The 24,214-nt window shown below is 36.9% G+C and carries 26 protein-coding genes; 22 read left to right on the top strand and 4 right to left on the bottom strand.

From position 1 onward, the window contains the following. Complete coding sequence (locus ACX9TM_RS23805; protein ID WP_001122235.1) at nt 1-279, bottom strand: YtzH-like family protein; 279 nt, start codon at nt 277-279, stop codon at nt 1-3. Nucleotides 280-507: 228 nt separating this feature from the next. Here ACX9TM_RS23805 and trmB point away from each other — a divergent pair, with 228 nt between their 5' ends. Both trmB and ACX9TM_RS23795 read left to right on the top strand, forming a co-directional pair. After that, on the top strand, nt 508-1,161 hold the full coding sequence (trmB, locus tag ACX9TM_RS23800; RefSeq protein WP_001239385.1) for a tRNA (guanosine(46)-N7)-methyltransferase TrmB: 654 nt from the start codon (nt 508-510) through the stop codon (nt 1,159-1,161). Nucleotides 1,162-1,231: 70 nt separating this feature from the next. Next, complete coding sequence (locus ACX9TM_RS23795; RefSeq protein WP_065212202.1) at nt 1,232-2,086, top strand: YtnP family quorum-quenching lactonase; 855 nt, start codon at nt 1,232-1,234, stop codon at nt 2,084-2,086. A gap of 158 nt (nt 2,087-2,244) precedes the next feature. On the opposite strand, the gene ACX9TM_RS23790 is transcribed toward ACX9TM_RS23795, so the two are convergent. Then, nucleotides 2,245-2,556, bottom strand: coding sequence for a PepSY domain-containing protein (locus ACX9TM_RS23790; protein ID WP_000118541.1), 312 nt, complete (start codon nt 2,554-2,556; stop codon nt 2,245-2,247). A 148-nt stretch (nt 2,557-2,704) separates the two neighbouring features. Between ACX9TM_RS23790 and ACX9TM_RS23785 the strand changes: the two genes are divergently transcribed. The 15 genes from ACX9TM_RS23785 to ACX9TM_RS23715 all read left to right on the top strand — a co-directional run bounded on the left by ACX9TM_RS23785 (nt 2,705) and on the right by ACX9TM_RS23715 (nt 17,763). Continuing rightward, on the top strand, nt 2,705-3,778 hold the full coding sequence (locus ACX9TM_RS23785; RefSeq protein ID WP_065382067.1) for a M42 family metallopeptidase: 1,074 nt from the start codon (nt 2,705-2,707) through the stop codon (nt 3,776-3,778). A 583-nt stretch (nt 3,779-4,361) separates the two neighbouring features. Next, the gene (locus ACX9TM_RS23780) at nt 4,362-4,871 is read left to right on the top strand and encodes a DUF84 family protein (protein ID WP_000869940.1); all 510 of its coding nucleotides are present in this window, start codon (nt 4,362-4,364) and stop codon (nt 4,869-4,871) included. A gap of 82 nt (nt 4,872-4,953) precedes the next feature. Next, nucleotides 4,954-5,268 (top strand): thioredoxin family protein, encoded by a 315-nt coding sequence (locus ACX9TM_RS23775; protein ID WP_000838193.1) that lies wholly within the window; start codon nt 4,954-4,956, stop codon nt 5,266-5,268. 79 nt (nt 5,269-5,347) lie between these two features. Then, the gene (locus ACX9TM_RS23770; protein WP_000784588.1) at nt 5,348-6,160 is read left to right on the top strand and encodes a DUF1444 domain-containing protein; all 813 of its coding nucleotides are present in this window, start codon (nt 5,348-5,350) and stop codon (nt 6,158-6,160) included. Then, nucleotides 6,157-6,771 (top strand): YtpR family tRNA-binding protein, encoded by a 615-nt coding sequence (ytpR, locus tag ACX9TM_RS23765; RefSeq protein ID WP_001006770.1) that lies wholly within the window; start codon nt 6,157-6,159, stop codon nt 6,769-6,771. Before ACX9TM_RS23770 ends, ytpR begins: the two co-directional genes overlap by 4 nt. A 388-nt stretch (nt 6,772-7,159) precedes the next feature. Beyond that, nucleotides 7,160-7,504, top strand: a complete 345-nt coding sequence (locus ACX9TM_RS23760) for a hypothetical protein (protein WP_000813340.1) — start codon at nt 7,160-7,162, stop codon at nt 7,502-7,504. Nucleotides 7,505-7,544: 40 nt separating this feature from the next. Further along, nucleotides 7,545-8,498, top strand: a complete 954-nt coding sequence (locus ACX9TM_RS23755) for an N-acetylmuramoyl-L-alanine amidase (RefSeq protein ID WP_000874035.1) — start codon at nt 7,545-7,547, stop codon at nt 8,496-8,498. Nucleotides 8,499-8,653: 155 nt separating this feature from the next. Beyond that, nucleotides 8,654-12,691, top strand: a complete 4,038-nt coding sequence (locus ACX9TM_RS23750) for a DNA translocase FtsK (protein ID WP_077393178.1) — start codon at nt 8,654-8,656, stop codon at nt 12,689-12,691. A 61-nt stretch (nt 12,692-12,752) separates the two neighbouring features. Then, nucleotides 12,753-13,871: a nicotinate phosphoribosyltransferase gene (locus ACX9TM_RS23745; protein WP_000658370.1), complete on the top strand. Its 1,119-nt coding sequence runs from the start codon at nt 12,753-12,755 to the stop codon at nt 13,869-13,871. Between the two features lie 252 nt (nt 13,872-14,123). Continuing rightward, on the top strand, nt 14,124-15,434 hold the full coding sequence (gene murC / locus ACX9TM_RS23740; RefSeq protein WP_000219468.1) for a UDP-N-acetylmuramate--L-alanine ligase: 1,311 nt from the start codon (nt 14,124-14,126) through the stop codon (nt 15,432-15,434). Between the two features lie 182 nt (nt 15,435-15,616). After that, nucleotides 15,617-16,165, top strand: coding sequence for a GNAT family N-acetyltransferase (locus ACX9TM_RS23735; RefSeq protein WP_000494681.1), 549 nt, complete (start codon nt 15,617-15,619; stop codon nt 16,163-16,165). Beyond that, nucleotides 16,162-16,653: a GNAT family N-acetyltransferase gene (locus tag ACX9TM_RS23730; RefSeq protein WP_001003163.1), complete on the top strand. Its 492-nt coding sequence runs from the start codon at nt 16,162-16,164 to the stop codon at nt 16,651-16,653. Before ACX9TM_RS23735 ends, ACX9TM_RS23730 begins: the two co-directional genes overlap by 4 nt. Before the next feature lie 76 nt (nt 16,654-16,729). Next, on the top strand, nt 16,730-17,134 hold the full coding sequence (locus ACX9TM_RS23725; RefSeq protein ID WP_001010641.1) for a PH domain-containing protein: 405 nt from the start codon (nt 16,730-16,732) through the stop codon (nt 17,132-17,134). Next, nucleotides 17,131-17,313 carry a hypothetical protein gene (locus tag ACX9TM_RS23720; protein ID WP_065382383.1) on the top strand — a complete coding sequence of 61 codons (183 nt, stop codon included), beginning with the start codon at nt 17,131-17,133 and terminating at the stop codon, nt 17,311-17,313. Before ACX9TM_RS23725 ends, ACX9TM_RS23720 begins: the two co-directional genes overlap by 4 nt. Before the next feature lie 15 nt (nt 17,314-17,328). Beyond that, entirely contained in the window at nt 17,329-17,763 is a 435-nt protein-coding gene (locus tag ACX9TM_RS23715; RefSeq protein WP_000709855.1) for a hypothetical protein, read from the top strand. A gap of 40 nt (nt 17,764-17,803) precedes the next feature. On the opposite strand, the gene ACX9TM_RS23710 is transcribed toward ACX9TM_RS23715, so the two are convergent. Beyond that, on the bottom strand, nt 17,804-18,919 hold the full coding sequence (locus tag ACX9TM_RS23710; RefSeq protein WP_000654729.1) for an aminopeptidase: 1,116 nt from the start codon (nt 18,917-18,919) through the stop codon (nt 17,804-17,806). A gap of 187 nt (nt 18,920-19,106) precedes the next feature. Between ACX9TM_RS23710 and ACX9TM_RS23705 the strand changes: the two genes are divergently transcribed. The 5 genes from ACX9TM_RS23705 (at nt 19,107) to ccpA (ending at nt 23,817) form a co-directional block, all read left to right on the top strand. Next, nucleotides 19,107-19,619 carry a DUF948 domain-containing protein gene (locus tag ACX9TM_RS23705; RefSeq protein ID WP_001197720.1) on the top strand — a complete coding sequence of 171 codons (513 nt, stop codon included), beginning with the start codon at nt 19,107-19,109 and terminating at the stop codon, nt 19,617-19,619. Continuing rightward, nucleotides 19,619-19,945 carry a bacillithiol system redox-active protein YtxJ gene (gene ytxJ / locus ACX9TM_RS23700; protein ID WP_001057469.1) on the top strand — a complete coding sequence of 109 codons (327 nt, stop codon included), beginning with the start codon at nt 19,619-19,621 and terminating at the stop codon, nt 19,943-19,945. Before ACX9TM_RS23705 ends, ytxJ begins: the two co-directional genes overlap by 1 nt. 118 nt (nt 19,946-20,063) lie before the next feature. Continuing rightward, nucleotides 20,064-21,086: a CamS family sex pheromone protein gene (locus ACX9TM_RS23695; RefSeq protein WP_063220453.1), complete on the top strand. Its 1,023-nt coding sequence runs from the start codon at nt 20,064-20,066 to the stop codon at nt 21,084-21,086. A 166-nt stretch (nt 21,087-21,252) separates the two neighbouring features. Further along, complete coding sequence (locus tag ACX9TM_RS23690) at nt 21,253-22,326, top strand: bifunctional 3-deoxy-7-phosphoheptulonate synthase/chorismate mutase (RefSeq protein ID WP_000168209.1); 1,074 nt, start codon at nt 21,253-21,255, stop codon at nt 22,324-22,326. A 492-nt stretch (nt 22,327-22,818) separates the two neighbouring features. Continuing rightward, nucleotides 22,819-23,817 (top strand): catabolite control protein A, encoded by a 999-nt coding sequence (gene ccpA / locus ACX9TM_RS23685; RefSeq protein WP_001103297.1) that lies wholly within the window; start codon nt 22,819-22,821, stop codon nt 23,815-23,817. Between the two features lie 34 nt (nt 23,818-23,851). On the opposite strand, the gene ACX9TM_RS23680 is transcribed toward ccpA, so the two are convergent. Continuing rightward, entirely contained in the window at nt 23,852-24,214 is a 363-nt protein-coding gene (locus tag ACX9TM_RS23680; protein WP_033693599.1) for a DUF4288 domain-containing protein, read from the bottom strand.

Genomic DNA, 24,214 nt, shown 5'->3' with positions numbered 1-24,214 from the left:
TTAAGAAAAATTGTCCATTCCAGCAATCCACTGAGTAAGTTGTTCTTGATTATTGGAAATATGGTTGTCCAAATTAGAGGAAGATTTACCCGATTGACTATAAGAATATACATCGTTTAGCATTGTTTTAGCGTCACTACTTATATTATCGTTTGCGAGTAACGATTGAATGAGGCGCTCTAATTGCTCGCATTCTGAAACTGTCCCGCAGCAATCACTTTGGTGGTTGACTAAAATATCTTTCAGCACTTCTAATTGATGTTGTTGATTAATTGGCATGAACGGATCATCCTTTCGATTGTTTTTCTCTTCAAATGTAAGAGAAAAAGCTGTTTCGTCATGGAATGTTTAATGCTGTATGTAGTTTTTATCAAAATGGTACATCTTATACTTGAAAGAAACGGACCGAGTGCTCGTACGTACTTGGTTTTTTGTTTGGTAGATTGATTAAAAAAGAAAGAAGGAATTATTCCTTTAAAATAGCTATGTAAAGAGAGGGAAACATCTATGCGTTTAAGACATAAACCGTATGCAATGGATCGAATTAATGAATATTCACATATCGTAATCGGAAACCCAGAGGAGCGCGCTGGTAGCTGGAAAGAAGTATTTGGAAACGAACAACCAATTCACATTGAAGTAGGTACAGGTCGTGGCCGCTTCATGTATGATATGGCGAAAGCGAATCCACATATTAATTATATTGGAATTGAAAAATTCACAAGTGTTGTTGTAGATGCACTTGATAAATTAATTGAAGAAGAATTACCAAACTTAAAGTTAATTAATAAAGATGCTGAAGATTTAACAGTTTTCTTTGCGAAAGGTGAAATTGATCGCGTTTATTTAAACTTCTCAGATCCATGGCCAAAGAAACGTCATACGAAGCGTCGTTTAACGTATAAAACATTTTTACGTAATTACGAAGAAGTGTTAGTAGAAGGCGGAGAAATTCATTTCAAAACAGATAACCAAGGTTTATTTGAATATTCTCTTATGAGTATGGCTGAGTATGGTATGTTACTAACGTACTTAAGCTTAGATCTTCATAACAGCGACTTTGAAGGTAACATCATGACTGAATACGAAGAGAAATTCTCTAGTAAAGGTCATCGTATTTACCGAGTTGAAGCAAAATATCGTACAGAGCCTATGCAGTAATGCGTAGGTTTTTTTACACCTAAAATAATCAGAATTTTATGTTAAGATTAATTAAAAAGGGGGATGTGTAATGGAACAGTTACAAATTGGAGATATAAAAGTAACGTGGTTAAAAGGCGGGAATACACATTTAGATGGAGGAGCAATGTTTGGAGTCGTGCCGAAAGTACTTTGGTCACGTAAATATAAACATAATGACACAAATCATATTTATTTACGAACAGATCCGTTACTTTTGCAAACGAAAGACGGAAATATGCTCATTGATTCCGGGATAGGAAACGGTAAGTTGAATGAGAAGATGAAACGCAATCAAGGTGTAACAGAAGAATCATCGGTTTATGAATCATTAGAAAAATTAGGATTAAAGCCTGAAGATATCGACTACGTCTTGATGACGCATCTTCATTTTGATCATGCATCTGGTCTAACCAAATGGGAAGATGATCACCTTGTACCGGCATTTCCAAATGCGAAAGTTTACGTAAGTGAAACAGAATGGAATGAAATGAGGAATCCAAACATTAGATCACGTAATACATATTGGAAGGAAAATTGGGAGCCAATTGTAGATCAAGTTGTTACGTTCCAGCAAGAAATAGAAATTACAGATGAAATCAAGATGGCACATACGGGTGGGCATAGTGATGGACATGCAGTCATCATTTTGGAGAGTCAAGGGGAAACGATGCTACATTTAGCAGATCTATTGCCGACGCACGCGCATCAAAATGTATTATGGGTAATGGCATACGATGATTATCCGATGACCTCGATTGAAAATAAGAAAAAGTGGATGAAGTATGGTGCTGAAAAAGAGGCATGGTTTACGTTTTACCATGACGCATATTATCGCGCTGTGAAGTGGAATGAGGAAGGTCGTATCGTAGAAAAAATAGAACGGAAAACGAGTATAGAAGCATAAAAATAGGAGGTTGTTCCATCATATTTATTGGAGCAGCTTCTTTTTTATTATAGAATTTTGCCGGTAAGTCGATATATTTAAAAAATCGCTGATATAATTTTAATCAATACCCGCAATTTCAAAAAAATAAGAGGTTCACCTAATGGGAACCCTCCGTTTTATGCTGCTATAACCTCTAAAACAGTACCTGTTTTAGCATCAACTAAAAATTCAAATCGTTCTTGTATATCATCTAACATTGTTGTAAGACCGCCGCGATAAACTTCATATGCGACATCATATTTTTCAAATGTCTCTGGAACCATATGTACCCAAGAGCCAGTAATTTCACCTTTATGACTTAATGCTTGTTTCACCATTTTCAATGCTTTTTCTGAAGAAATATGGGATTGTTCTTGTACTTTGTTTGCAACGAGATAACCAGCTGCGAACCCAACGCCAAGACCTGCTACTAAACCTTTCCAGCTCATATATTCACCTCAATTCTATAAAATAAAAATAGTGTACCGATAATAATTATAAAGCAAATACAGCTAAAAAAGAAGAAACTAGAAACATTTCGAAAATTTCGTTACAATAAAAGAGGTATTCTACTAAGGTTTGAAAGAAGGGGACTTCGTGAATAAAGAGACATTACAATTATTTCGTACGTTAACAGAATTACAAGGTGCATCAGGTTTTGAACATGATGTACGCCGTTTTATGAAACAAGAATTAAGCAAATATGCAGATGAAATTGTACAAGACGGTTTAGGTAGCGTATTTGGTCTGAAAAAAGGGGACGAAACTGGCCCACGTGTTCTTGTAGCAGGTCATATGGATGAAGTAGGTTTCATGGTTACGCAAATTACGAAAAACGGAATGCTTCGTTTTCAAACGTTAGGCGGCTGGTGGAGCCAAGTTTTATTAGCACAGCGTGTACAAGTTATGACGAAGAATGGCCCTGTTATTGGGGTTGTTGGTTCTATTCCTCCTCATTTATTAAGTGACGCGCAACGTGCAAAACCGATGGATATAAAAAATATGTTAATTGATATAGGTGCAGATAGTTATGAAGATGCGATTGAAATTGGTGTAAAACCAGGACAACAAATCGTGCCGATCTGCCCGTTTACACCGATGGCAAATGAGAAGAAAATTATGGCGAAAGCTTGGGACAACCGTTACGGATGTGGTCTTGCAATCGAATTGTTAAAAGAATTAAAAGACGAAACATTACCAAATACATTATATTCTGGTGCTACTGTACAAGAAGAAGTAGGTCTTCGCGGAGCGCAAACCGCTGCAAATATGATTCAACCAGACATTTTCTATGCGCTTGATGCAAGTCCAGCAAACGATGCATCTGGTGACAAAACACAGTTCGGTCAATTAGGAAAAGGTGCTCTTCTTCGTATTTACGATCGCACGATGGTAACACATAGAGGAATACGCGAATTCATTTTAGATACAGCAGAAACAAACAACATTCCGTACCAATACTTTATTTCACAAGGTGGTACAGATGCGGGCCGTGTACATACAAGTAACTCTGGTATCCCATCAGCAGTAATTGGTGTTTGTGCGCGCTACATTCATACACATGCTTCAATTTTACATGTTGATGATTATGCAGCGGCGAAAGAATTAATTACGAAGCTTGTAAGAACAACAGATAAAACGACGTTAGAGACAATTAAGAATAACGTGTAGAGAGGAAGAAGGGCTGAAGAGCCTTTCTTTTTTTAGATTGAATAGATGACCCAGCGATGAGTGGGAGCGGTCAGTGCCTGATTGGTGCTCGAATGGTGTATTAAGACCCTGGATAGGAAAAGAGAGGAAGGCTGTTTTTGTTTTTGAAGACGGTAATGTTGTTAGAAAAAACCTTCTTTTTTAGATTGAATAGATGACCCATCGATGAGTGGGAGCGGTCAGTGCTTAATTGGTGTTCGAATGATGTATGAAGACTCCAAGTAGGAAGTGAGAGGAAGGCTGTTTTTGTTTTTGAAGACGGTAATGTTGTTAGAAAAAACCTTCTTTTTTTAGATTGAATAGATGCCCCATCCATGAGTGGGAATGGTCAGTGCTTAATTGGTGTTCGAATGATGTATGAAGACCCCAAGTAGGAAGTGAGAGGAAGGCTGTTTTTGTTTTTGAAGACGGTAATGTTGCTAGAAAAAACCTTCTTTTTTAGGCTGAATAGATGACTTGGTGATATGTGGTAGTGGTTGATGCTTAATTCGTATCTGATAGGGATATTAGAATAGAATGATGAATTTTTATAGAGGTGAACGAAATGAAAGTAGTAGTAGGATCAAAGAATAAAACGAAGGTTGGCGCTGTGGAGAAGGTTTGGAAAGATGCTGAAATTACATCTCTTTCTGTTCCGTCAGGAGTATCAGCTCAGCCTTTCTCAGATGAAGAGACGATGCAAGGAGCGATTAATAGAGCGAAGCGAGCGCTAGAGGAAGGAGAAGCTCCAATTGGTATTGGGCTAGAAGGCGGCGTAATGAAAACGGAGCACGGTTTATTTATGTGTAACTGGGGCGCGCTAGCAACAATGGATGGGAAAGTATTTGTGGCCGGAGGAGCGCGTATTACGTTACCAGACGATTTTTTAGCACCTCTTGAAGATGGTAAGGAATTAAGCGAAGTGATGGAAGAGTTTGTGCAGCGAAAAGATATTCGTAGTCACGAAGGTGCTATCGGTATTTTTACAGATGATTATGTCGACCGCACGGAATTATTTGTACACGTTGTTAAGTTGTTAGTTGGGCAATATAAGTATGACAAAAAGCAAGCATAAACCTTGCACCGTGCGCGATGTATGGTAGTATAAAAGAAAGATTATAACATGAAAAATGCACCCGTTAGAGGAGGAAATATAGATGAAGTCATTAGAAAGCATGGAGCAATTCCAACAGTTAAAAAATGAAGAGAATGTAGTCTTTATGTTCTCAGCAGAATGGTGCCCAGACTGCCGCTTTGTAGATCCATTTATGCCAGAAGTAGAAGAGAAATATAGTGATTTCTCATTTTACTATGTAGATCGTGATGAGTTTATTGATCTATGTGTAAAATTAGACGTATTTGGCATTCCGAGCTTTGTAGCGTACAATAAAGGTGAAGAAACTGGTCGCTATGTAAACAAAGATCGTAAAACACAAGAACAAATCGAAGAGTTCATTGAAGGTTTAAAATAAGGCAATTTGCCAATTGAATTGTAAAACAACCTCTACCTTCGCGGGGGAGGTTATTTTTTTGGAAGGGAGGAAAAAAGAGATGAAGATGACAAGTAAAAAGATGAAAGATGAGTTAATAAAGAAATTATCTCGCCCAGAATGGGACTTTCAGTATGATAGTGAGAAAGAAGTTTTACGTATTGAACAAAAAGACTCCAAAAAAGGTATTAACGTATCGCTTCCAGGAGTTGTGGCAAAATGGGAAGTGAACAAGGAAAAGGCAATTGAAGAAGTTGCTTATTACGTACAAGAAGCGCTAATTGCGATGCATAAAGAAGAAAATAGCGGAGCGAAAATTTTACCTGTTATTCGCTCTACTTCTTTCCCGAAACAAGCAGAAGAAGGAAATCCGTTTATTATGACGGATCATACGGCGGAAACACGTATTTACTACGCGCTAGATTCGAATAAAACGTATCGACTAATTGATGAGCGTCTATTACAAAAATTAGAACTTACAGAACAGCAAGTGCGTGAAATGGCATTATTCAACGCACGCTCATTAGGTTATGAATTTAAACAAGACACAGTAGCGGGTAATACATTCTACTTTTTAAACACAAATGATGGGTATGACGCGACTCGTATTTTAAACGAATCGTTACTACAATCGATGCGTGAAAAGATTTCTGGTGACATGGTTGTTGCTGTTCCTCACCAAGATGTATTAATTATTGCTGATATCGTCAACGAAATCGGTTATGATATTATTGCACAAATGACAATGAAATTTTTTGCCGAAGGGCATGTTCCGATTACATCACTTTCATTCGTATATGAAGATGGAGAATTTGAACCAATCTTTATTTTAGCGAAAAATCGGAAGAAGACAGATGGAAAAGAGAAAGGATGAACGAAGTGAACGTTTTTTACAACCTTGAAGGAATTGGTGACACTTTAATTGTTGCCTTACAAGATATTACTTTAGAGAACCGTACTTTTGATCGCAAAGGAGATGTTGCACGCGTATATGATCGTGAAAGCAATGTAACAGCAGGATTCAACATCTTTAATGCATCTTCTTACTTAGAAGTAAAAGAAACAGGCAACCTTACATTAACGAAAGAGCTTGTAGAGAAAATCAACGAAATTTTAGCGAAGAATGGCTTTGAAGAAACAGTAGAAGCAGATCTTTCTCCGAAATTTGTTGTAGGCTATGTAGCTGAAAAAGAAAAGCATCCAAATGCTGACAAGCTAAACATCTGTAAAGTAGAAATCGGTACAGAAACATTACAAATCGTATGTGGTGCACCAAACGTTGATGCAGGACAAAAAGTTGTCGTTGCAAAAATTGGTGCTGTAATGCCAAGTGGTATGTTAATTAAACCAGCAGAACTTCGCGGTGTTCCTTCTTCTGGAATGATCTGCTCTGCACGTGAATTAGAGCTTCCAGATGCTCCACAAGAAAAAGGTATTCTTGTATTAGAAGATAGCTTTGAAGTTGGACAAGAGTTTAAATTTTAATTGATATAAGAAGAGAGAGGTTGTCCTTTTGGACAGTCTCTCTTTTTTTACATTCTTTTTCGGTAAATCGAAATTTCGTGTTGAATCGTTGATATATTGAGAGTTGTGATAGATATATTTGAAAAATCGTTGATATATGTAGAGTTACGATAGATATATTTGAAAAATCGTTGATATATGTAGAGTTACGATAGATATATTTGAAAAATCGTTGATATATGTAGAGTTACGATAGATATATTTGAAAAATTGTTGATATATTGAGAGTTTTGACAGATATATTCAAAAAATCATTCATATTATAAGGATGTCACCTTTTTCACAAAATCCATATTGTATTTTATAAACAATCTAGTTAAAATTTAGAAAAATAGAAGGGGATAGACTTATGAAACAACAACCAAAAATCGCAGAACTTCTGAAACGAATTGAAACTTCAAAACAGCAAGATATTGAGCTAGGTACTTATGAAATATATGTGTTTAGTGAAAGTGAATTAGAAAAAGGACAAATCGGTTACCGATACGATAAACATAAAAATTCATTAATAAGTGAAGAAAACGGAAAGTGGCAAGAAGGATGGATTACAATTGGATATGAAACGGATATGGGCAATCCAGTTTTCGTAAATATAGATGATGACGCTTATCCGGTTTATACTGCAGAACGTGGTACAGAAAAATGGCAGCCAGTTTATATTGGAAATATGGATGAGATTATAGGGCAATTATAAGAAAAACTTTGAATCCGGTGCAAAGTGATGGGAGAGAAGTATGAAGTATATAAAAATAATGAGCATGATTGCATTCATTGGAATATATATGGCCGGTTGTTCACAAGAGCAGCCGAAAAAAGAAACTAAATCTTCTATACAAGAGAAAAACAAAGATACCAAAGAAGACGCACCGGTAGAAAAACAGCAAGAACAAGAAATAAACGAAGAATTGCAAGCAATTCAAACGAATGAGCAAGTAGAACATAAGCAAGAGGAAGTATCATCTGAGGAAAAGAAAGAAGAAACTACGCCAGTACAGCCAACTGAGCAACCAGTGCAAAATAATGAACAAAAAGTAGAGGGTAATGAAAAACAAGAGAAGTTTCTCGTCGTTATTGATCCAGGACATCAACAAAAAGCGAATTTAAATTTAGAGCCAATTGGACCAGGGGCAACAACGCAAAAATATAAAGTGACAGACGGTACAACAGGTGTTGTGACGAAAAAGAGAGAGGCTGTACTTGTATTAGAAATGGCTTTTTTATTAAAAGAAAAGCTTGAAGCAAAAGGGATACAAGTATTAATGACGAGAACATCACAAGACGTTGATATAAGTAATAAAGAACGGGCGACATTCGCAAATAATCATAAGGCGAATTTATTTTTACGTCTTCATGCAGATGGTTCTGAAAATCCAAACGAAAGTGGATTCGCTGTATTGACGCCGGCAGAAGGAAGTCCGTATACGAAAGAGATTTATGCGGAAAGTCTTCAAATCTCTCAAATGATTGTAAATAAAATGAGGGAGAACCAGCAAGTAAAAGTAAATGGAATTAAATTTCGGGATGATCTTTCTGGATTTAATTGGGCAAAGGTTCCTGGTGTGTTATTAGAACTTGGGTTTATGTCAAACTATGAAGAAGACAAAAAATTATCTGACCCGCAGTATGTAAATTCTTTATTGCAAAGTGTAACGGATAGTGTAGATGCATATCGGAAGAGTAAAGCTTAAACGCAGTCTTACATGAAAGGCTGCGTTTTTCCATATGAAAACACTCGTAAATTAGAATATTGTGGATAAATATGACATGCTTAATTTTACCTGCACTTTTTGCCGAATGCTGATACAATAAAGGATGTTACTATTTAGTAGAAAGAGTGGTAAGCATGTTAGATTGGATGAAAAAGCTGTTTAACAAAGAGGAAGAACAAACAGCGATGAATAAAGAAGTACCAAAGCAAATTGAAAGTCAGCCGAAAATTCCTCGTGTAAACCACTACACTGAAGCAAGAGAAGCACAAATGGCAAGTAGGAATGCAGGTAAATGCCGTTTTCCTTTAGTACCGGATAATGGGTTCGATGAAGAGGATGAAAGCGAAGTAAATCGCTTTGAAGAACAACCTGTTCAAGGAGTAGCATATGAAGAACCGACTGCCCAAAGAGGAATAAAGGTGGAAAGAAGCAGACGACCGTATGTGGAAAAGGTTGTTTCTACATATGAAGAACTGGAAGTGCAATATGAACCGGTGCGGGAGTCTGTCGTTAAAAAGGCATCTGCACCTTCGCAAGAGAGTAACCGTAGACCATTTCGTCCAACAGAAATGATTTCGCCAATTTATGGATATAATCGTCCTTCAGTAGAGAAAAAGGTTGAAAAGCAGGAGGAAGTAAAAGAAAGAGAAGATCTTGAAATATCTGTAGAGGGTAAATCAGTCGTTGATGCATGGTTAGAGAAAAAAGGATATAAATTATCTGATTTCTCAGAAGGACAAGCACCAACTTCTTCTAGTCATAGAGCTGCTAACCAGCAAGGAGAGCAACAATATGAAGAGAATAAAAAGGAAGAAAAGTCAGTAGTTGATCAATGGCTAGAGAAAAACGGTTATGAAATTGAACGCCAAGTGCCTTTAGTAGAAGAAAAAGAAGTGATTAAAGAAATGAGTACACCGCAGGAAGTTTCAGCGGATGAATTACTTCATAAAACAGTAGCTGAGCAGATGGAAAGTGCTAAGCTAGAAAAAGATGTAGTGGTGTTAAACGAAAACAATCTACAAGAAGAATTAGTAGCTTCTAAAGTAGAGCACGAGGATACAATATTATCAGAAGAAATTAAACGTAATACAGAAATAAAACAACCTACTATTGAAGTAGAAAAGCAAGCTCCAGAAGAATCAGTGATTGTCAAAGCAGAAGAAAAACTTGAAGAAACAATCATTGTGGAAATACCAGAAGAAGTGTCAAAAGTAGAAGTAATTGCAGAAACGGAAGAGCTTGAAGAAGTAGTTATGGAAACAGAGGCACCTGAAGAAGTGGAAGTAATTGCGGAAACGGAAGAGTCAGAAGAAGTGGAAGTAATTGCGGAAACGGAAGAAGTGGAAGTAATTGCAGAAACGAAAGAGCCAGAAGAAGTAGTTATGGAAACAGAAGAAGTGGAAGTAATTGCGGAAGCAGAAGAAGTAGAAGTGATTGTAGAAACAGAAGAGTCAGAAGAAGTAGAAGTAATTGCGGAAGCGAAAGAGTCAGAAGAAGTGGAAGTAATTGCGGAAGCGAAAGAGTCAGAAGAAGTGGAAGTAATTGCGGAAGCGAAAGAGTCAGAAGAAGTGGAAGTAATTGCGGAAGCGAAAGAGTCAGAAGAAGTGGAAGTAATTGCAGAAACAGAAGAGTCAGAAGAAGTGGAAGTAATTGCGGAAGCGAAAGAGTCAGAAGAAGTGGAAGTAATTGCGGAAGCGAAAGAGTCAGAAGAAGTGGAAGTAATTGCAGAAACAGAAGAGTCAGAAGAAGTGGAAGTAATTGCGGAAGCGAAAGAGCTAGAAGAAGTGGAAGTAATTACAGAAACAGAAGAGTCAGAAGAAGTGGAAGTAATTGCGGAAGCAGAAGAAACAGAAGTGATTGCAGAAACAAAAGCGCCTGTAGTAGAGACATTTGTAGCACTTGAGGAAATTCAGCAAGAAGATGAAGCAATTGAACAAAAGAGTGAATTCATACATGTTGCTGAGGCTGATGAACAAACGAAGAAAGATGTTCAAAGCTTTGCGAATGTTTTAATTGCAGAAACAGAGGAAAATAGACGAGTTGTAGAAGAAGCACAGGTCGCAGAAGAGCAACGAGTTGTAGAAGAAGCACCAGTCGCAGAAGAGCAACGAGTTGTAGAAGAAGCGCCAGTCGTAGAAGAGCAACGAGTTGTAGAAGAAACACCAATCACAGAAGAGCAACCAGTTGTACAAAAAGAAGAACCAAAACGTGAGAAAAAACGCCATGTACCATTTAATGTTGTTATGTTGAAACAAGATAGAACACGATTAATGGAAAGACATGCAGCTAGAGCAAATGCAATGCAGCCTTCTGCTAATGTACGAGTAGAGAATAAGCCAGTACAACAAGAGGTAGCAGAACCACAAGTGGAAGAACGCCCAGTGCAGCAAGTAGTAGCAGAACCACAAGTGGAAGAACGCCCAGTGCAGCAAGTAGTAGCAGAACCACAAGTGGAAGAAAACCCAATGCAGCAGGTGGTAGTAGAACCACAAGTGGAAGAACGTCCAGTGCAGCAGGTGGTAGTAGAACCACAAGTGGAAGAGCGCCCAGTGCAGCAGGTGGTAGTAGAACCACAAGTGGAAGAGCGCCCAGTGCAGCAAGTAGCAGAACCACAAGTGGAAGAGCAACCAATGCAGCAAGTAGTGGTAGAGCAAGTACAAAAGCCAATTTCAAGTACGGAAGTACAAGAGAAAGCATATGTTGTAAATCAAAGAGAGAACGATATGCGAAATGTATTGCATACACCACCGACATATACTGTTCCACCATTAGCGCTGTTGTCGATTCCACAGCAATCAGCGTTAGATAATACAGAATGGTTAGAGGAGCAGAAAGAATTATTAGATACAACGTTTAATAATTTTCACGTTGGCGCACATGTTATTAATGTATCGCAAGGGCCAGCGGTAACTCGTTTTGAAGTACAGCCAGACCCAGGTGTGAAAGTAAATAAAATTACAAACTTAAGTGATGATATTAAGTTAAGTTTAGCTGCGAAAGATATTCGTATTGAAGCGCCGATTCCAGGGAAGAGTGCAATTGGAATTGAAGTTCCAAATAAAGAAAGCAAGCCAGTATTTCTTCGCGAAATTTTAAGAAGTCCTGTATTCACAAAGAGTGAATCACCGCTTACTGTTGCGCTTGGACTTGATATTTCAGGGGACCCAATTGTAACGGATATTCGAAAAATGCCGCACGGACTTATTGCGGGTGCAACGGGTTCAGGTAAAAGTGTGTGTATTAACGCGATTTTAACGAGTATTTTATATAAAGCGAAACCACATGAAGTGAAGTTAATGTTAATTGATCCGAAGATGGTTGAGCTTGCACCATACAATTCTGTTCCGCATCTTGTAGCACCTGTTATTACGGATGTAAAAGCAGCGACAGCTGCATTAAAATGGGCAGTTGAGGAAATGGAACGCCGTTATGAATTGTTTGCACACGCAGGTGCTCGTGATTTAACTCGCTACAATACGATTGTAAGTGAGCGAGAAATTCCAGGAGAGACATTACCTTATATCGTTATTGTCATTGACGAGTTAGCCGATTTAATGATGGTAGCACCTGGTGATGTTGAGGAAGCGATTTGTCGTATTGCGCAAAAAGCACGTGCTTGTGGTATTCATTTATTAGTAGCGACGCAGCGTCCATCTGTAGATGTTATTACAGGTTTAATTAAGTCAAACATTCCAACGCGTATTGCGTTTACTGTATCATCTCAAGTTGATTCGCGTACGATTATTGATATTGGGGGCGCGGAGAAATTACTTGGCCGTGGTGATATGTTATTCTTAGGGAACGGTACATCTAAACCAGTTCGTGTACAAGGTGTATACGTATCGGATGATGAGATTGAAAAAACAGTTGATCATGTGAAAAAGCAAATGAAGCCGAATTACTTATTTAAGCAAGAGGATTTATTAGCGAAAACAGAACAAGCTGAGTCGGAAGACGAATTGTTCCTTGATGCATGTCAATTTGTTGTAGAACAAGGGGGAGCGTCCACATCTTCTGTACAGCGAAAATTCCGCATCGGTTATAATCGCGCGGCACGTCTCATTGAAGAGATGGAATCGCAAGGAATTATTTCTGAAGGTAGAGGAACGAAACCGAGAGATGTCCTTATTTCTGAGGATGAATTTGCCGCTATGCAGGAAACAAATGTATAGTAAACGGTTTTGCTGTATACTAAGAGAAAATGTTGGATAGTAAAGTAGGGAGTAAAGCGACATGAAAGAAATTGAATTAAAATTAAAAGGTGAAATAAATAGACTAACAAATAAAACATTTAAATTTGACGAACGTGTTGGAGAAGGTTGGTTCTCTGCCGTTTACTTTTTAAAGACTAGAGAAATCATCGAAGAATTTCGCCCGAAAAGTGTTGTAACGATGCAATTTTTCCAAAAGGAAAATGCAGTTCTTTGCGGAACGGATGAAGTAATTGCATTGCTACAAACATTCGCTAAAAATCCTGAGGAACTTGAAATTAACTCTTTAAAAGATGGCGATAAAATTAGTCCATTTGAAACAGTGTTAACAATTCATGGTCCTTATGAAAATTTCGGATTTTTAGAAGGTGTCATTGATGGGATTTTAGCTCGTCGTACATCGGTTGCGACAAACGTATATAACGTTGTCCAAGCTGCGCGTAGCGTAGATAAAGAAAAACCAGTTATTTTCATGGGAGATCGTGATGATCATTATACACAACAAGCTGGTGACGGTTATGCAGCATACATCGGAGGTATGAGCGCACAAGCGACGCATGCGATGAATGAATGGTGGGGCAAAAGTGGTATGGGGACGATGCCTCACGCATTAATTCAAATGTTTAATGGTGATGTTGTGGAAGCGGCAAAAGCATATCATAAGAAATTCCCAGAAGATGAATTAGTTGTATTAATTGATTACAACAATGATGTCATTACAGATGCACTTCGCGTAGCGCGTGAATTTGGATCAACATTAAAAGGTGTACGTGTAGATACGTCCCGCACGATGATTGATCAATACTTTATTCGCCACCCAGAAGTACTTGGAACATTCGATCCACGTGGTGTAAACCCATCGCTTGTATTCGCACTTCGTAAAGCACTTGATGAAGAAGGATTCCAGCATGTAGATATCGTTGTAACTGGTGGATTTGATGAGAAGCGTATTCGTGAATTTGAAGCTCAAAACGTACCTGTTGACATATACGGGGTAGGAAGTAGCTTATTAAAAATGAATATTGGCTTTACTGGTGATAATGTAGAACTAAATGGGAAACCAGAAGCAAAAGCTGGTCGTAAATATCGTCCAAACCCACGTTTAGAGCGTGTTCAATTAGAAAAAAGAGAAGAGATGTAAAAGAGAGAAAAACTGATAGGTGATTGACCCTATCAGTTTTTCTGTTATCATAGTATAGCGGCTTCTTTTTTGCTATAATGGACTTATTATGGACATATAAAGAAGTACGTACGAGTTTATCCTGATAAGTGAAGGGAAAGAATAACTTCACTACATCAAAAATGTATGATGATTACCAAAATAAGAAAAGATTCATATACTGTCTTATAGATAGGCCGTTGTATTAGTTCGAAATGTTGGAGGTTCTTTAAGATGACAGTTTACCATTTTGTAGGAATTAAAGGAACAGGAATGAGTTCATTAGCGCAAATTCTTCATGATATGAAGCATACTGTTCAAGGGTCTGATTATGAAAAGCGTTTCTTTACACAAACAGCGTTGGAAAAGCGTAGTATCTCGATCCTTCCTTTTGATAAGAATAATGTAGAAGAAGGACAAGTGATTATTGCAGGAAATGCATTTCCTGATACGCATGAAGAAATCGTAGCAGCAAAAGAATTAAACATCCCAGTCCATCGTTACCATCATTTCTTAGGTGACCTGATGAGCCAATACACAAGTGTTGCTGTAACTGGTGCACACGGAAAAACATCAACAACAGGTTTGTTAGCCCATGTAATGCAAGGTGCACACCCAACATCTTACCTTATTGGAGATGGAACAGGGCATGGGGTAGAAAATAGTAAGTATTTTGTATTTGAAGCTTGTGAGTATCGTCGTCATTTCTTGTCTTATAATCCAGACTATGCAATTATGACGAATATTGATTTTGATCATCCAGATTATTTTGCAGACATCAATGATGTATTCAGTGCATTCCAAGAGATGGCATTGCAAGTGAAAAAAGGCATTATTGCATGTGGAGATGATGAAGAACTTCAAAAAATTCAAGCGAAAGTACCTGTTATTTTCTATGGATTTGGAGAAGATAATGATTTCCAAGCACGCAACATTCAAAAGAGAACAGATGGTACGATATTTGATGTATTCGTTCGTAACACGTACTATGATACGTTCAAAATTACAGGATACGGCAATCACAGCGTATTAAATGCGTTAGCAGTAATCGCGCTTTGCCATTATGAAAATGTTGATGTAGAAGCAGTAAAACATCAATTAACAACTTTTGAAGGCGTAAAACGTCGCTTTAATGAAAAGCCGATGGGAGAGCAAGTAATCATCGATGACTACGCACACCATCCGACAGAGATTAATGCAACGATTGAAGCTGCTCGTCAAAAACATCCAGAGCGTGAAATTGTCGCTGTATTCCAGCCACATACATTTTCACGTACAGAAAAGTTCTTAGATGAGTTCGCAGAAAGCCTAAGCAAAGCTGACCAAGTATACTTATGTGATATTTTCGGATCAGCACGTGAAAACAAAGGTGAATTAACAATCGAAGATCTGCAAAAGCGTATTGACGGTGCAGAATTAATTACAGATACAACAACGGATGTATTAAAGAAACATAAAAACGGCGTTCTAATTTTCATGGGCGCAGGTGACATCCAAAAATTCGAAGCGGCTTACGTAAAAGAAGTTCAAGTTGCAGAGAAATAATAGAAAAGACGCATAGCTTGGCTGTGCGTCTTTTTTATGTTGTCGTGGTTGTGCATTAATGTTGAAACGTCGATATATATGGAGTTGTGTTCGATATGTTTCAAAAATCGTTGATATATTGGTACGCGTTTTGAAATATAAATGTTAGAATAATAAGAAAACTAAAAAGGGGACTAAAAAACATGTTCACACTCCGAGTAGATGACGAAATCGAACTACAATTACTAGAAAAACATCATAAAGAGGAATTATATCAATTATTAGATCAAAACCGTAATCATTTACGGAAATGGCTCCCTTGGGTAGATGGGACAAAATCTGCTGATGCTTATGATGAAATTTTTCCGATGTGGTTAAAGAAGTTTGCAGAGGGAGACGGTTTTGAAAGTGGTATACGTTACAAAGGAAAGCTCGTTGGGATGGTAGGCATTCATCCAGTGAGCTGGGGGAAGAAAGCGACGAGTCTTGGGTATTATCTTGCAGAAGATGCTGGCGGGAAAGGTATTATGACGCGTAGCGTAAAGGCTGTACTTCACTATGCATTTGAAAATTTAAAGCTGAATAAAATTGAAATTCGGTGCGGTGTTGGAAATGCGAAAAGCCGCGCAATTCCAGAACGTTTAGGATTTAAGTTAGATGGTATTTTACGAGATGAAGAATGGCTATATGATCATTTTCATGATATCGCTGTATATAGTTTACTAGCTTCAGAATGGAAAGAGATTCGATGAACGAGAAGATTCGTATTGTTCCATATGAAAGTACGTTTCAAGAGGAAGTAGTAGATCTTATCGTTCATATTCAGCAAAAAGAGTATAATGTTTCAATTACGAAAGAAGAGCAACCTGATTTACTTGAAATAGAAACATTCTATCAAAAGGATCACGGAAACTTTTGGGTAGCAATTTATGATGGTAAAGTAGTTGGAACAGTAGCTTTATTAGATATTGAGAATCATCAAGTAGCGCTAAGAAAAATGTTCGTACAAAAAGAGTTTCGCGGAAAAGAATGGGGCGCATCACATATGTTGCTTCAAACAGCAATTTCATGGGCTGAGGATAAAAAATTGAAAGATATTTACTTAGGAACAACAGTAAAATTTTTAGCGGCACATCGCTTTTATGAAAAGAATGGTTTTCAAAGTGTGAGTATAGACGAGTTGCCGAAAAACTTTCCGGTGCTACAGGTAGATAAGAAATTTTATAGGTACATTGTGTAAAAGGTCATTTAGAAATGGCCTTTTTCTATGAACCAAAATGGAAATAGTGGTATAATTTGGATTAGGGGGTGTAGGTATGAACTTTCCAATTCAAAGAAGTAAGTCAGTAGTCATTTTCGTTTGCCTTACGTTAGTTTTTATGTTTATATATCCAATTGTCATGCTTTTCACTAATAAAGCGCATTGGATGTCAGCGTTGATTGGGATGGGTTTATGCTTCATTGTAAATGTACCACTCGTTTGGGAAGTATTTATTAAAAAACATAAAGTAGAAAATGGCGTATTAAAGTACGGTATTTTAAATGATGATATTGTATTAAAAGATGTGAGAATTATACGTCAGGTCGGAAAGTCTCTTGAAATTACGACGAATGCATATAAAGTACATATGGTTGCGATGCCGCAAGATATGAATGAATTTTTGGCGCTTATCGAAAAAGAAAATCCACATGTGAAAATAGAAATGGTGGGTAAGAAATGAAATATGTAAAACCTTTGTTTTGCTTAGAAATATTACTGGTGCTTGCTATTTGCACTAGAGTATATATGAAATGGGATTTGCCCTTATATATACCAATATTAATAAGTACTATTGCAGTGGCGCTTTTATATTATTTTCATTTTCAGCAAACAAAAAGTGAGAAAAGTAGCATTATGTAGTTAGGGGGATTAGAAATGAAAAAAGCCCTTATGTTATTTTTACTTCTGTTAACTGCATCCTTTCTTTTAATAGGGTGTAGTGCGAAGAAGGAAAAGGCTGATATGAACTTAGAAAAGGCACAAAAAGTTGAAATTGAATCACTTACTGATTCAAGTGAGAAAAAAGTAATTACCGATAAGAAAAAAATTGAAAAGCTGTTTGAAGTCATGAAAATGGATAAGTGGAAAATGCAATCGGCTCCTTTAGATACTCCGCAAGGGAAAACATTTACAATGTATCAAGAGGATACACCGAAATTATTGGATTCGAGTAAAGATAAAAAAGAGTTACATGAAATTGGTACGATGACAGTATATAAAGATGTCCCTTATGTCGAAGTTGAAATGAAAAATAAGAAAATGAGTTTTAAAGTGCCAGAAGATGTGGCGAAAGAGTTATTAAAGTATTAATAAAAAAAACGCTCGGAAAAATCCCGAGCGTTTTTTTTTATTATTTTAAGTTCTCTGGGTTTAAAGCTTCTAATTCAGGTACAACGAAGCGCCCGTCTTTACGGATTAGTACGTCGTCAAAGTAAATTTCGCCGCCGCCGTATTCAGGGCGTTGGATACATACTAAGTCCCAATGGATGTTCGAGTTGTTACCGTTCCATGCATCGTCGTAAGCTTGTCCAGGAGTGAAGTGGAAGCTGCCATCGATTTTTTCATCGAATAGGATGTCTCCCATTGGATGTAAGATGTATGGGTTTACGCCGATTGCGAACTCACCAACGTAGCGTGCGCCTTCGTCTGTATCGAAGATTTTGTTAATGCGTTCTGAATCGTTTGCAGTTGCTTCAACGATTTGGCCGTTCTCGAACTTAAGTTGTACATTTTCAAATGTATAACCGTTGTAAGGAGATGGTGTGTTGTAAGAAACTGTACCGTTAACAGAATCACGAACTGGTGCAGAGTATACTTCACCGTCTGGAATGTTTAAATGACCGGAGCATTTAATTGCTGGAATGTCTTTAATAGAGAATGTTAAGTCAGTTCCAGGACCAGTTAAACGAACTTTATCTGTTTTATTCATTAATGTAACAAGGCTGTCCATCGCCTTATCCATTTTACCGTAGTCTAAGTTACATACTTCAAAGTAGAAGTCTTCGAAAGCTTCTGTACTCATTTTAGCAAGCTGTGCCATAGAAGCATTTGGGTAGCGAAGAACAACCCAGCGTGTTTTTGGAACGCGAATGTCTCTATGAACTTTTTTACCAACTGTTTGGCCATGAACTTTCATACGCTCACTTGGAACGTCAGCTTGTTCATTAATATTATCGCCAGAGCGAAGGCCGATATAAGCGTCCATGTCTTTCATTACGCTTGCTTCATATGCAGCGATTTGTTCGAAATGTTCTTCAGTAGCACCCATTAATAAAGAGCGATCTACTTGATGATCTTTTAAAGAGACGAATGGGAAACCACCAGCTGCATATGCTTCTTTTACAAGTGCAGTTACAAGTTCTTTTTGTAAGCCAAAGTTTTCAATTAATACTTTTTCACCTTTTTGTAAGCGGATAGAGTAGTTAATTAAATTGTATGCTAACTTTTCAATACGTGGATCTTTCATATGTAAAGCCTCCCTACTAATTATGTATCCTCTCCTATTGTAACCTACTTAGTGGAATTTGTTGAATGATTTATGTTACAGTTAACGAATAAGTATGAAAATTCTAATGATGAGATAGGGATTAGAATGAAACGGAAAATGATTGTATAATAGGGGAAAGTATGAAAAAGATAAAGGAAGTGATGAAATGCAAGTTCTTTTATATGTAAGTGCGGCTATTATCGCGGTTGCTTTCGCAGTATTAGTAGTGTATGTATGTAGAACGTTGTTATCGGTTCAGAAGACGTTAGAAAACGTTGCAAGCACGTTAGAAGGTTTAGAAAAACAAATGCAAGGAATTAGCGTAGAGACAGAGCAATTATTACATAAAACGAATGCGTTAGCTGATGATATTCAACAGAAGTCACAGTCATTAAATAAAGTGGTAGCGGGTGTAGATGGGATTGGAACGACAATCCAATCTTTAAATACGAAGCTTCGTAATGTATCAGACTCTGTAACGGACGAAATTGAAAATAACGCTGATAAAGTAGCGCAAGTTGTACAGTGGAGCAGTGCGGCGATTGAAGTATACAATCATTACCGTGCGTCGAGACAAGAGAAGAAGGTTGAAAAAGAAGAGCGTAAATTAGAAAGAATTGAGAAAAAAGCTGAAAAGAAAGAGAAACGCTCTAGATTTCGTATGAGAGGTGAATCGTGATGAATATGACAAAACTTGAAACAATTGAAGAGCTTGAAGTCTTAGTAGAAAAGAACGAGCCGTATGTTCTTTTTAAACACAGTACGACATGCCCAATTAGTCACGGTGCATACACAGAATTTCAAGCGTATTGCAGCGAAGAAAGAGAAGTACCAGCGTATTACTTATACGTACAAGATGCGAGAGATGTGTCAAATCGTGTTGCAGAACAATACAGTATTAGACATGAATCACCGCAAGTGTTATACATAAAAGATGGGATGGTAGTATGGAATACATCTCATTGGAATATTAAAAAAGATGCTTTAGAAGAGAATATAAAGTAAAAAGAAGCAAGCTAAAGGTGCTTGCTTCTTTTTTTTTGTTTTTGTTGAAATATATTTAGTGGTACACTATTAATAGTTCAAACTAAATAACTAGATTGTTGAAAGTAGGTTTTAAGTAATGAAGAAAATGGCATTATCCTTCGCAGTCGTAAGTTTATTACTGGGAGCTTGTAGTAACAATAGTAATACGATTAGTAAGAAGGATGAAGTTATACAAAAAGATACAAAAGAAAAAAGTATGATTCCGAGAACTGCTGTTTCTAAAGATTATTATAGAACTGTTATTCCTTTAAAAGAACAAAAGGTTATTAATACAGCTAATATAAAAACAAATTCTAAATTAGATTTAGCAGAGTATGAAAATGGTTTAATAAATATTGCAACGCAGCAATTTGATACAGAGAGTCACGTACTGCAATTAAACCAGTATATTCCAGAGAAACTAATTGATGAACTAGTTGCGAAAGTAGAAGCGCCAGTTTTGACAAATATTATAGAACAAGATTATTTCGGAAAACAGAATTCAAATGAATTAAGTTTATCTGGTGTTATGATTGGCTTAGCTATGTCTTCAAGTGTATCGAATGAAGAGGCTATGTCTAAAGGGACTGAAGTTGCTAAACAACTTATTGAAGCTATTAACAAAAATGATAAATATAACAAATCTCCAATTACGTTTGCTATCTTTAAGCAAGAAAGTACAAGTTCTTTAAAAAATGGTACGTATATTGCTAGTGCTACTGTTCAAAAGAATGATACGAACCTTGGAAATTGGAGTACGATCGATGAAAAGTCGTATTCATATCCTTCTGATGAATTTACACAAGCACATGGAGAAGATAATATAAAAATAAATAACTTTGCTAAGGAAATAAAAGGTTTTTCTAATGGAGATTTTATTCCAGTCAACGCTAAAGTTTCTTATAAGAAAGATCAAATGGATACATTAAATATGAATATTGTTATTAAATATAACGGTAAAACAGAATTAATGGCTCTTACCCAATTGGCTGCTCAAGGCATGTTAGACAAATTGCCTAAAGATGCGAAAGTACAATTACAGATCAAGTCCGAGAGTAAAATTGAGGCCGTTATTATAAAAGAGAAAAACAGTGATAAACCGTTTGTTTCCTTCTTGTAAAAAAAGACAGTATGTAAACTGTCTTTTTTTTATTTTAAATGAAAATATATAATGTTTTTTGATAGTAATTCCTTGCTGTATATCGTGTGACAATCGTATATGTATCAGCTATAATAAATTATCTTAAAAAAGTAACATATAGGAATTTGAAAGAGGTGGCTTTCTTATGGCATCACAACAATTAGGTCGTTTACGTTCTGAAATTGATCAACTTAATTTACAAATATTAGAGTTACTAAACGAAAGAGGTCGTCTCGTACAAGAAGTTGGTAATTTAAAAGAAGTACAAGGTGTGAAACGTTTTGATCCTGTACGTGAAAGAAATATGCTGGATTTAATTGCAGAGAATAATAATGGTCCATTTGAAACTTCGACTTTACAACATATTTTCAAACAAATTTTTCAAGCTGGTTTAGAATTACAAGAAGACGATCATCGTAAAGCATTACTTGTTTCTCGTAAGAAAAAAACAGAAGATACGATTGTTGAAATTAATGGTGAAAAAATTGGTGACGGAAATCAGCATTTTATTATGGGACCGTGTGCAGTGGAAAGTTATGAACAAGTACGTCAAGTTGCTGAAGCAATGAAAGGGCAAGGTCTGAAATTAATGCGTGGTGGTGCGTTTAAACCACGTACTTCACCGTATGATTTTCAAGGTCTTGGATTAGAGGGATTACAAATTTTGCGCCAGGTAGCAGATGAATATGATTTGGCTGTTATTAGTGAAATTTTAAATCCGAATGATATTGAGATGTCATTAGATTACGTTGATGTTATTCAAATTGGCGCTCGCAATATGCAAAACTTTGATTTGCTAAGGGCAGCTGGTGCTGTGAATAAACCAGTATTATTAAAACGTGGTCTATCAGCAACGATTGAAGAATTCATTAATGCGGCAGAATATATTATGGCAAAGGGAAATGGGAACATTATTTTATGTGAACGAGGTATTCGCACGTATGAAAGAGCGACGCGTAATACGCTTGATATTTCCGCTGTGCCGATTTTAAAGAAAGAAACACATTTACCTGTCGTTGTCGATGTAACGCATTCTACAGGGCGACGTGACCTTCTCTTACCAACTGCAAAAGCAGCGATGGCAATTGGTGCAGACGCAATTATGGCTGAAGTACATCCAGATCCAGCTGTAGCTTTATCTGATGCAGCGCAACAAATGAATATACCGCAGTTCAATGATTTTATGAATGAATTAAAATCATTTGGAAGTAAATTATAAAAACTTTTAATGAGCTGTTCCAAAAAGGCATTTTGGAACAGCTTTCTCCTATTGTATAGCGACTGTCATTGTCGATTTTTGTTGGTAAGTTGATATATTTAAAAAATCGCTGATATAATTAGAGTTGCGGTCGATATATTTGGAAAATCGCTGATATATTTCGAGTTACAGTCGATATATTCGAAAAATCGCCGATATAAATTTCATTTACTATCGTACTGCTTAAAATAAGATTTCTACTAAGGAAACATCTATTTTTTTACAAAAAATGCCCTTTTTTCATAAAAAATACGAAAATACGAGAAAAGAAGCGAATTTTTTCGAAACTTTTGCGGGAAAATATTGTATGAGCCTGCGTTTTTATCGTATCATTAGTAAAAGGAAGAACTCGGGACGATTGGTGGCATCTGCAAATAGAGTTGATGTCTTTTTTTCATTCAAGTAACCGATACATAAAAATAGATAACAAAAATAGAAGGAGTGTGCGATGAGATGAACGTAACAATATATGATGTAGCGCGTGAAGCGAACGTTTCAATGGCTACCGTATCACGCGTTGTGAACGGTAACCCAAATGTAAAGCCTACAACAAGAAAGAAAGTATTAGAAGCAATTGATCGTTTAGGATACCGCCCAAATGCGGTAGCACGTGGACTAGCAAGTAAGAAGACAACTACAGTAGGTGTTATTATTCCTGATATCTCAAATACGTTTTATGCAGAACTAGCTCGTGGAATTGAAGATATCGCAACAATGTACAAATATAACATCATTTTAAGTAACTCTGACCAAAACAAAGAGAAAGAGTTCCATTTATTAAATACGATGCTTGGAAAACAAGTGGACGGAATTGTTTTCATGGGTGAAGATATTACAGACATTCACATTGAAGAATTTAAAAAATCTCCAGTACCAATTGTATTAGCAGCATCATTTGATGAGCAAAATGAAACGCCATCAGTAAATATTGATTATACACAAGCAGCTTATGATGCAATGAAGCACTTTATCGAGCAAGGACATAAACGTATCGGTTTCGTCTCTGGTCCTTTCATTGATAAAGCGGGAAGCGCGAAGAAGTTACAAGGTTACAAAAAAGCTTTAGAAGAAGCAGGTATTTCATATGATGAAAATCTTGTAATCGATGGAGATTACACATATGACTCAGGTATCGAAGCATTCGAAAAGCTTTGGAGCAATGATGAAAAGCCAACAGCAATCTTCGTATCTTCTGATGAAATGGCACTAGGTGTAATCCATGCAGCACAAGACGCTGGATTAAACGTACCAACTGACGTAGAAGTACTTGGTTTCGATAATACACGCCTTGCATTAATGGTTCGTCCGCAGCTTTCAACAGTTGTTCAACCGATGTATGATATCGGTGCAGTAGCAATGCGTCTATTAACAAAGTATATGAACAAAGAAAAAGTGGAAGATCACACTGTTATCTTACCTCACCGTATCCAATTTAGAGATTCAACGAAGTAAGTATAAAAAAGCTCACAGCGATTGCTGTGAGCTTTTATTCGTATTCAGGATAGTATTTTTGTACGACTGCATTTACCATTTCGTCTTTCTTAACGTGTAAAAATCTTGCATACAATTCTTTTCCGGTTTCAAATGGGGTATCGTCTAATTCAAACACATGCAATAGTTTTCGAAACGTCCATGTTATTTGCTGGCCGTACTTATTATCGTACGTATGCTCAGACTGTATAGCGATTTGTTCGCCTAGTGCATGAGCTTTTTCCAAACTGTTTGCTTTAACAAGAATAATACTTTCTTCAAAAAGTGTATCGTGATTCTCTTCATAATACTCATCAATTTTCGTAGAATCAGTCTCACCAGAATGAACAGACTCAAATAATAATTTTACAGCGTACAG

It is taken from the genome of Bacillus sp. LH1 (genome assembly GCF_057924895.1).
The sequence above is the reverse complement of the archived record's forward strand: the minus strand, read 5'-3'. Positions and strand labels throughout refer to the sequence as shown.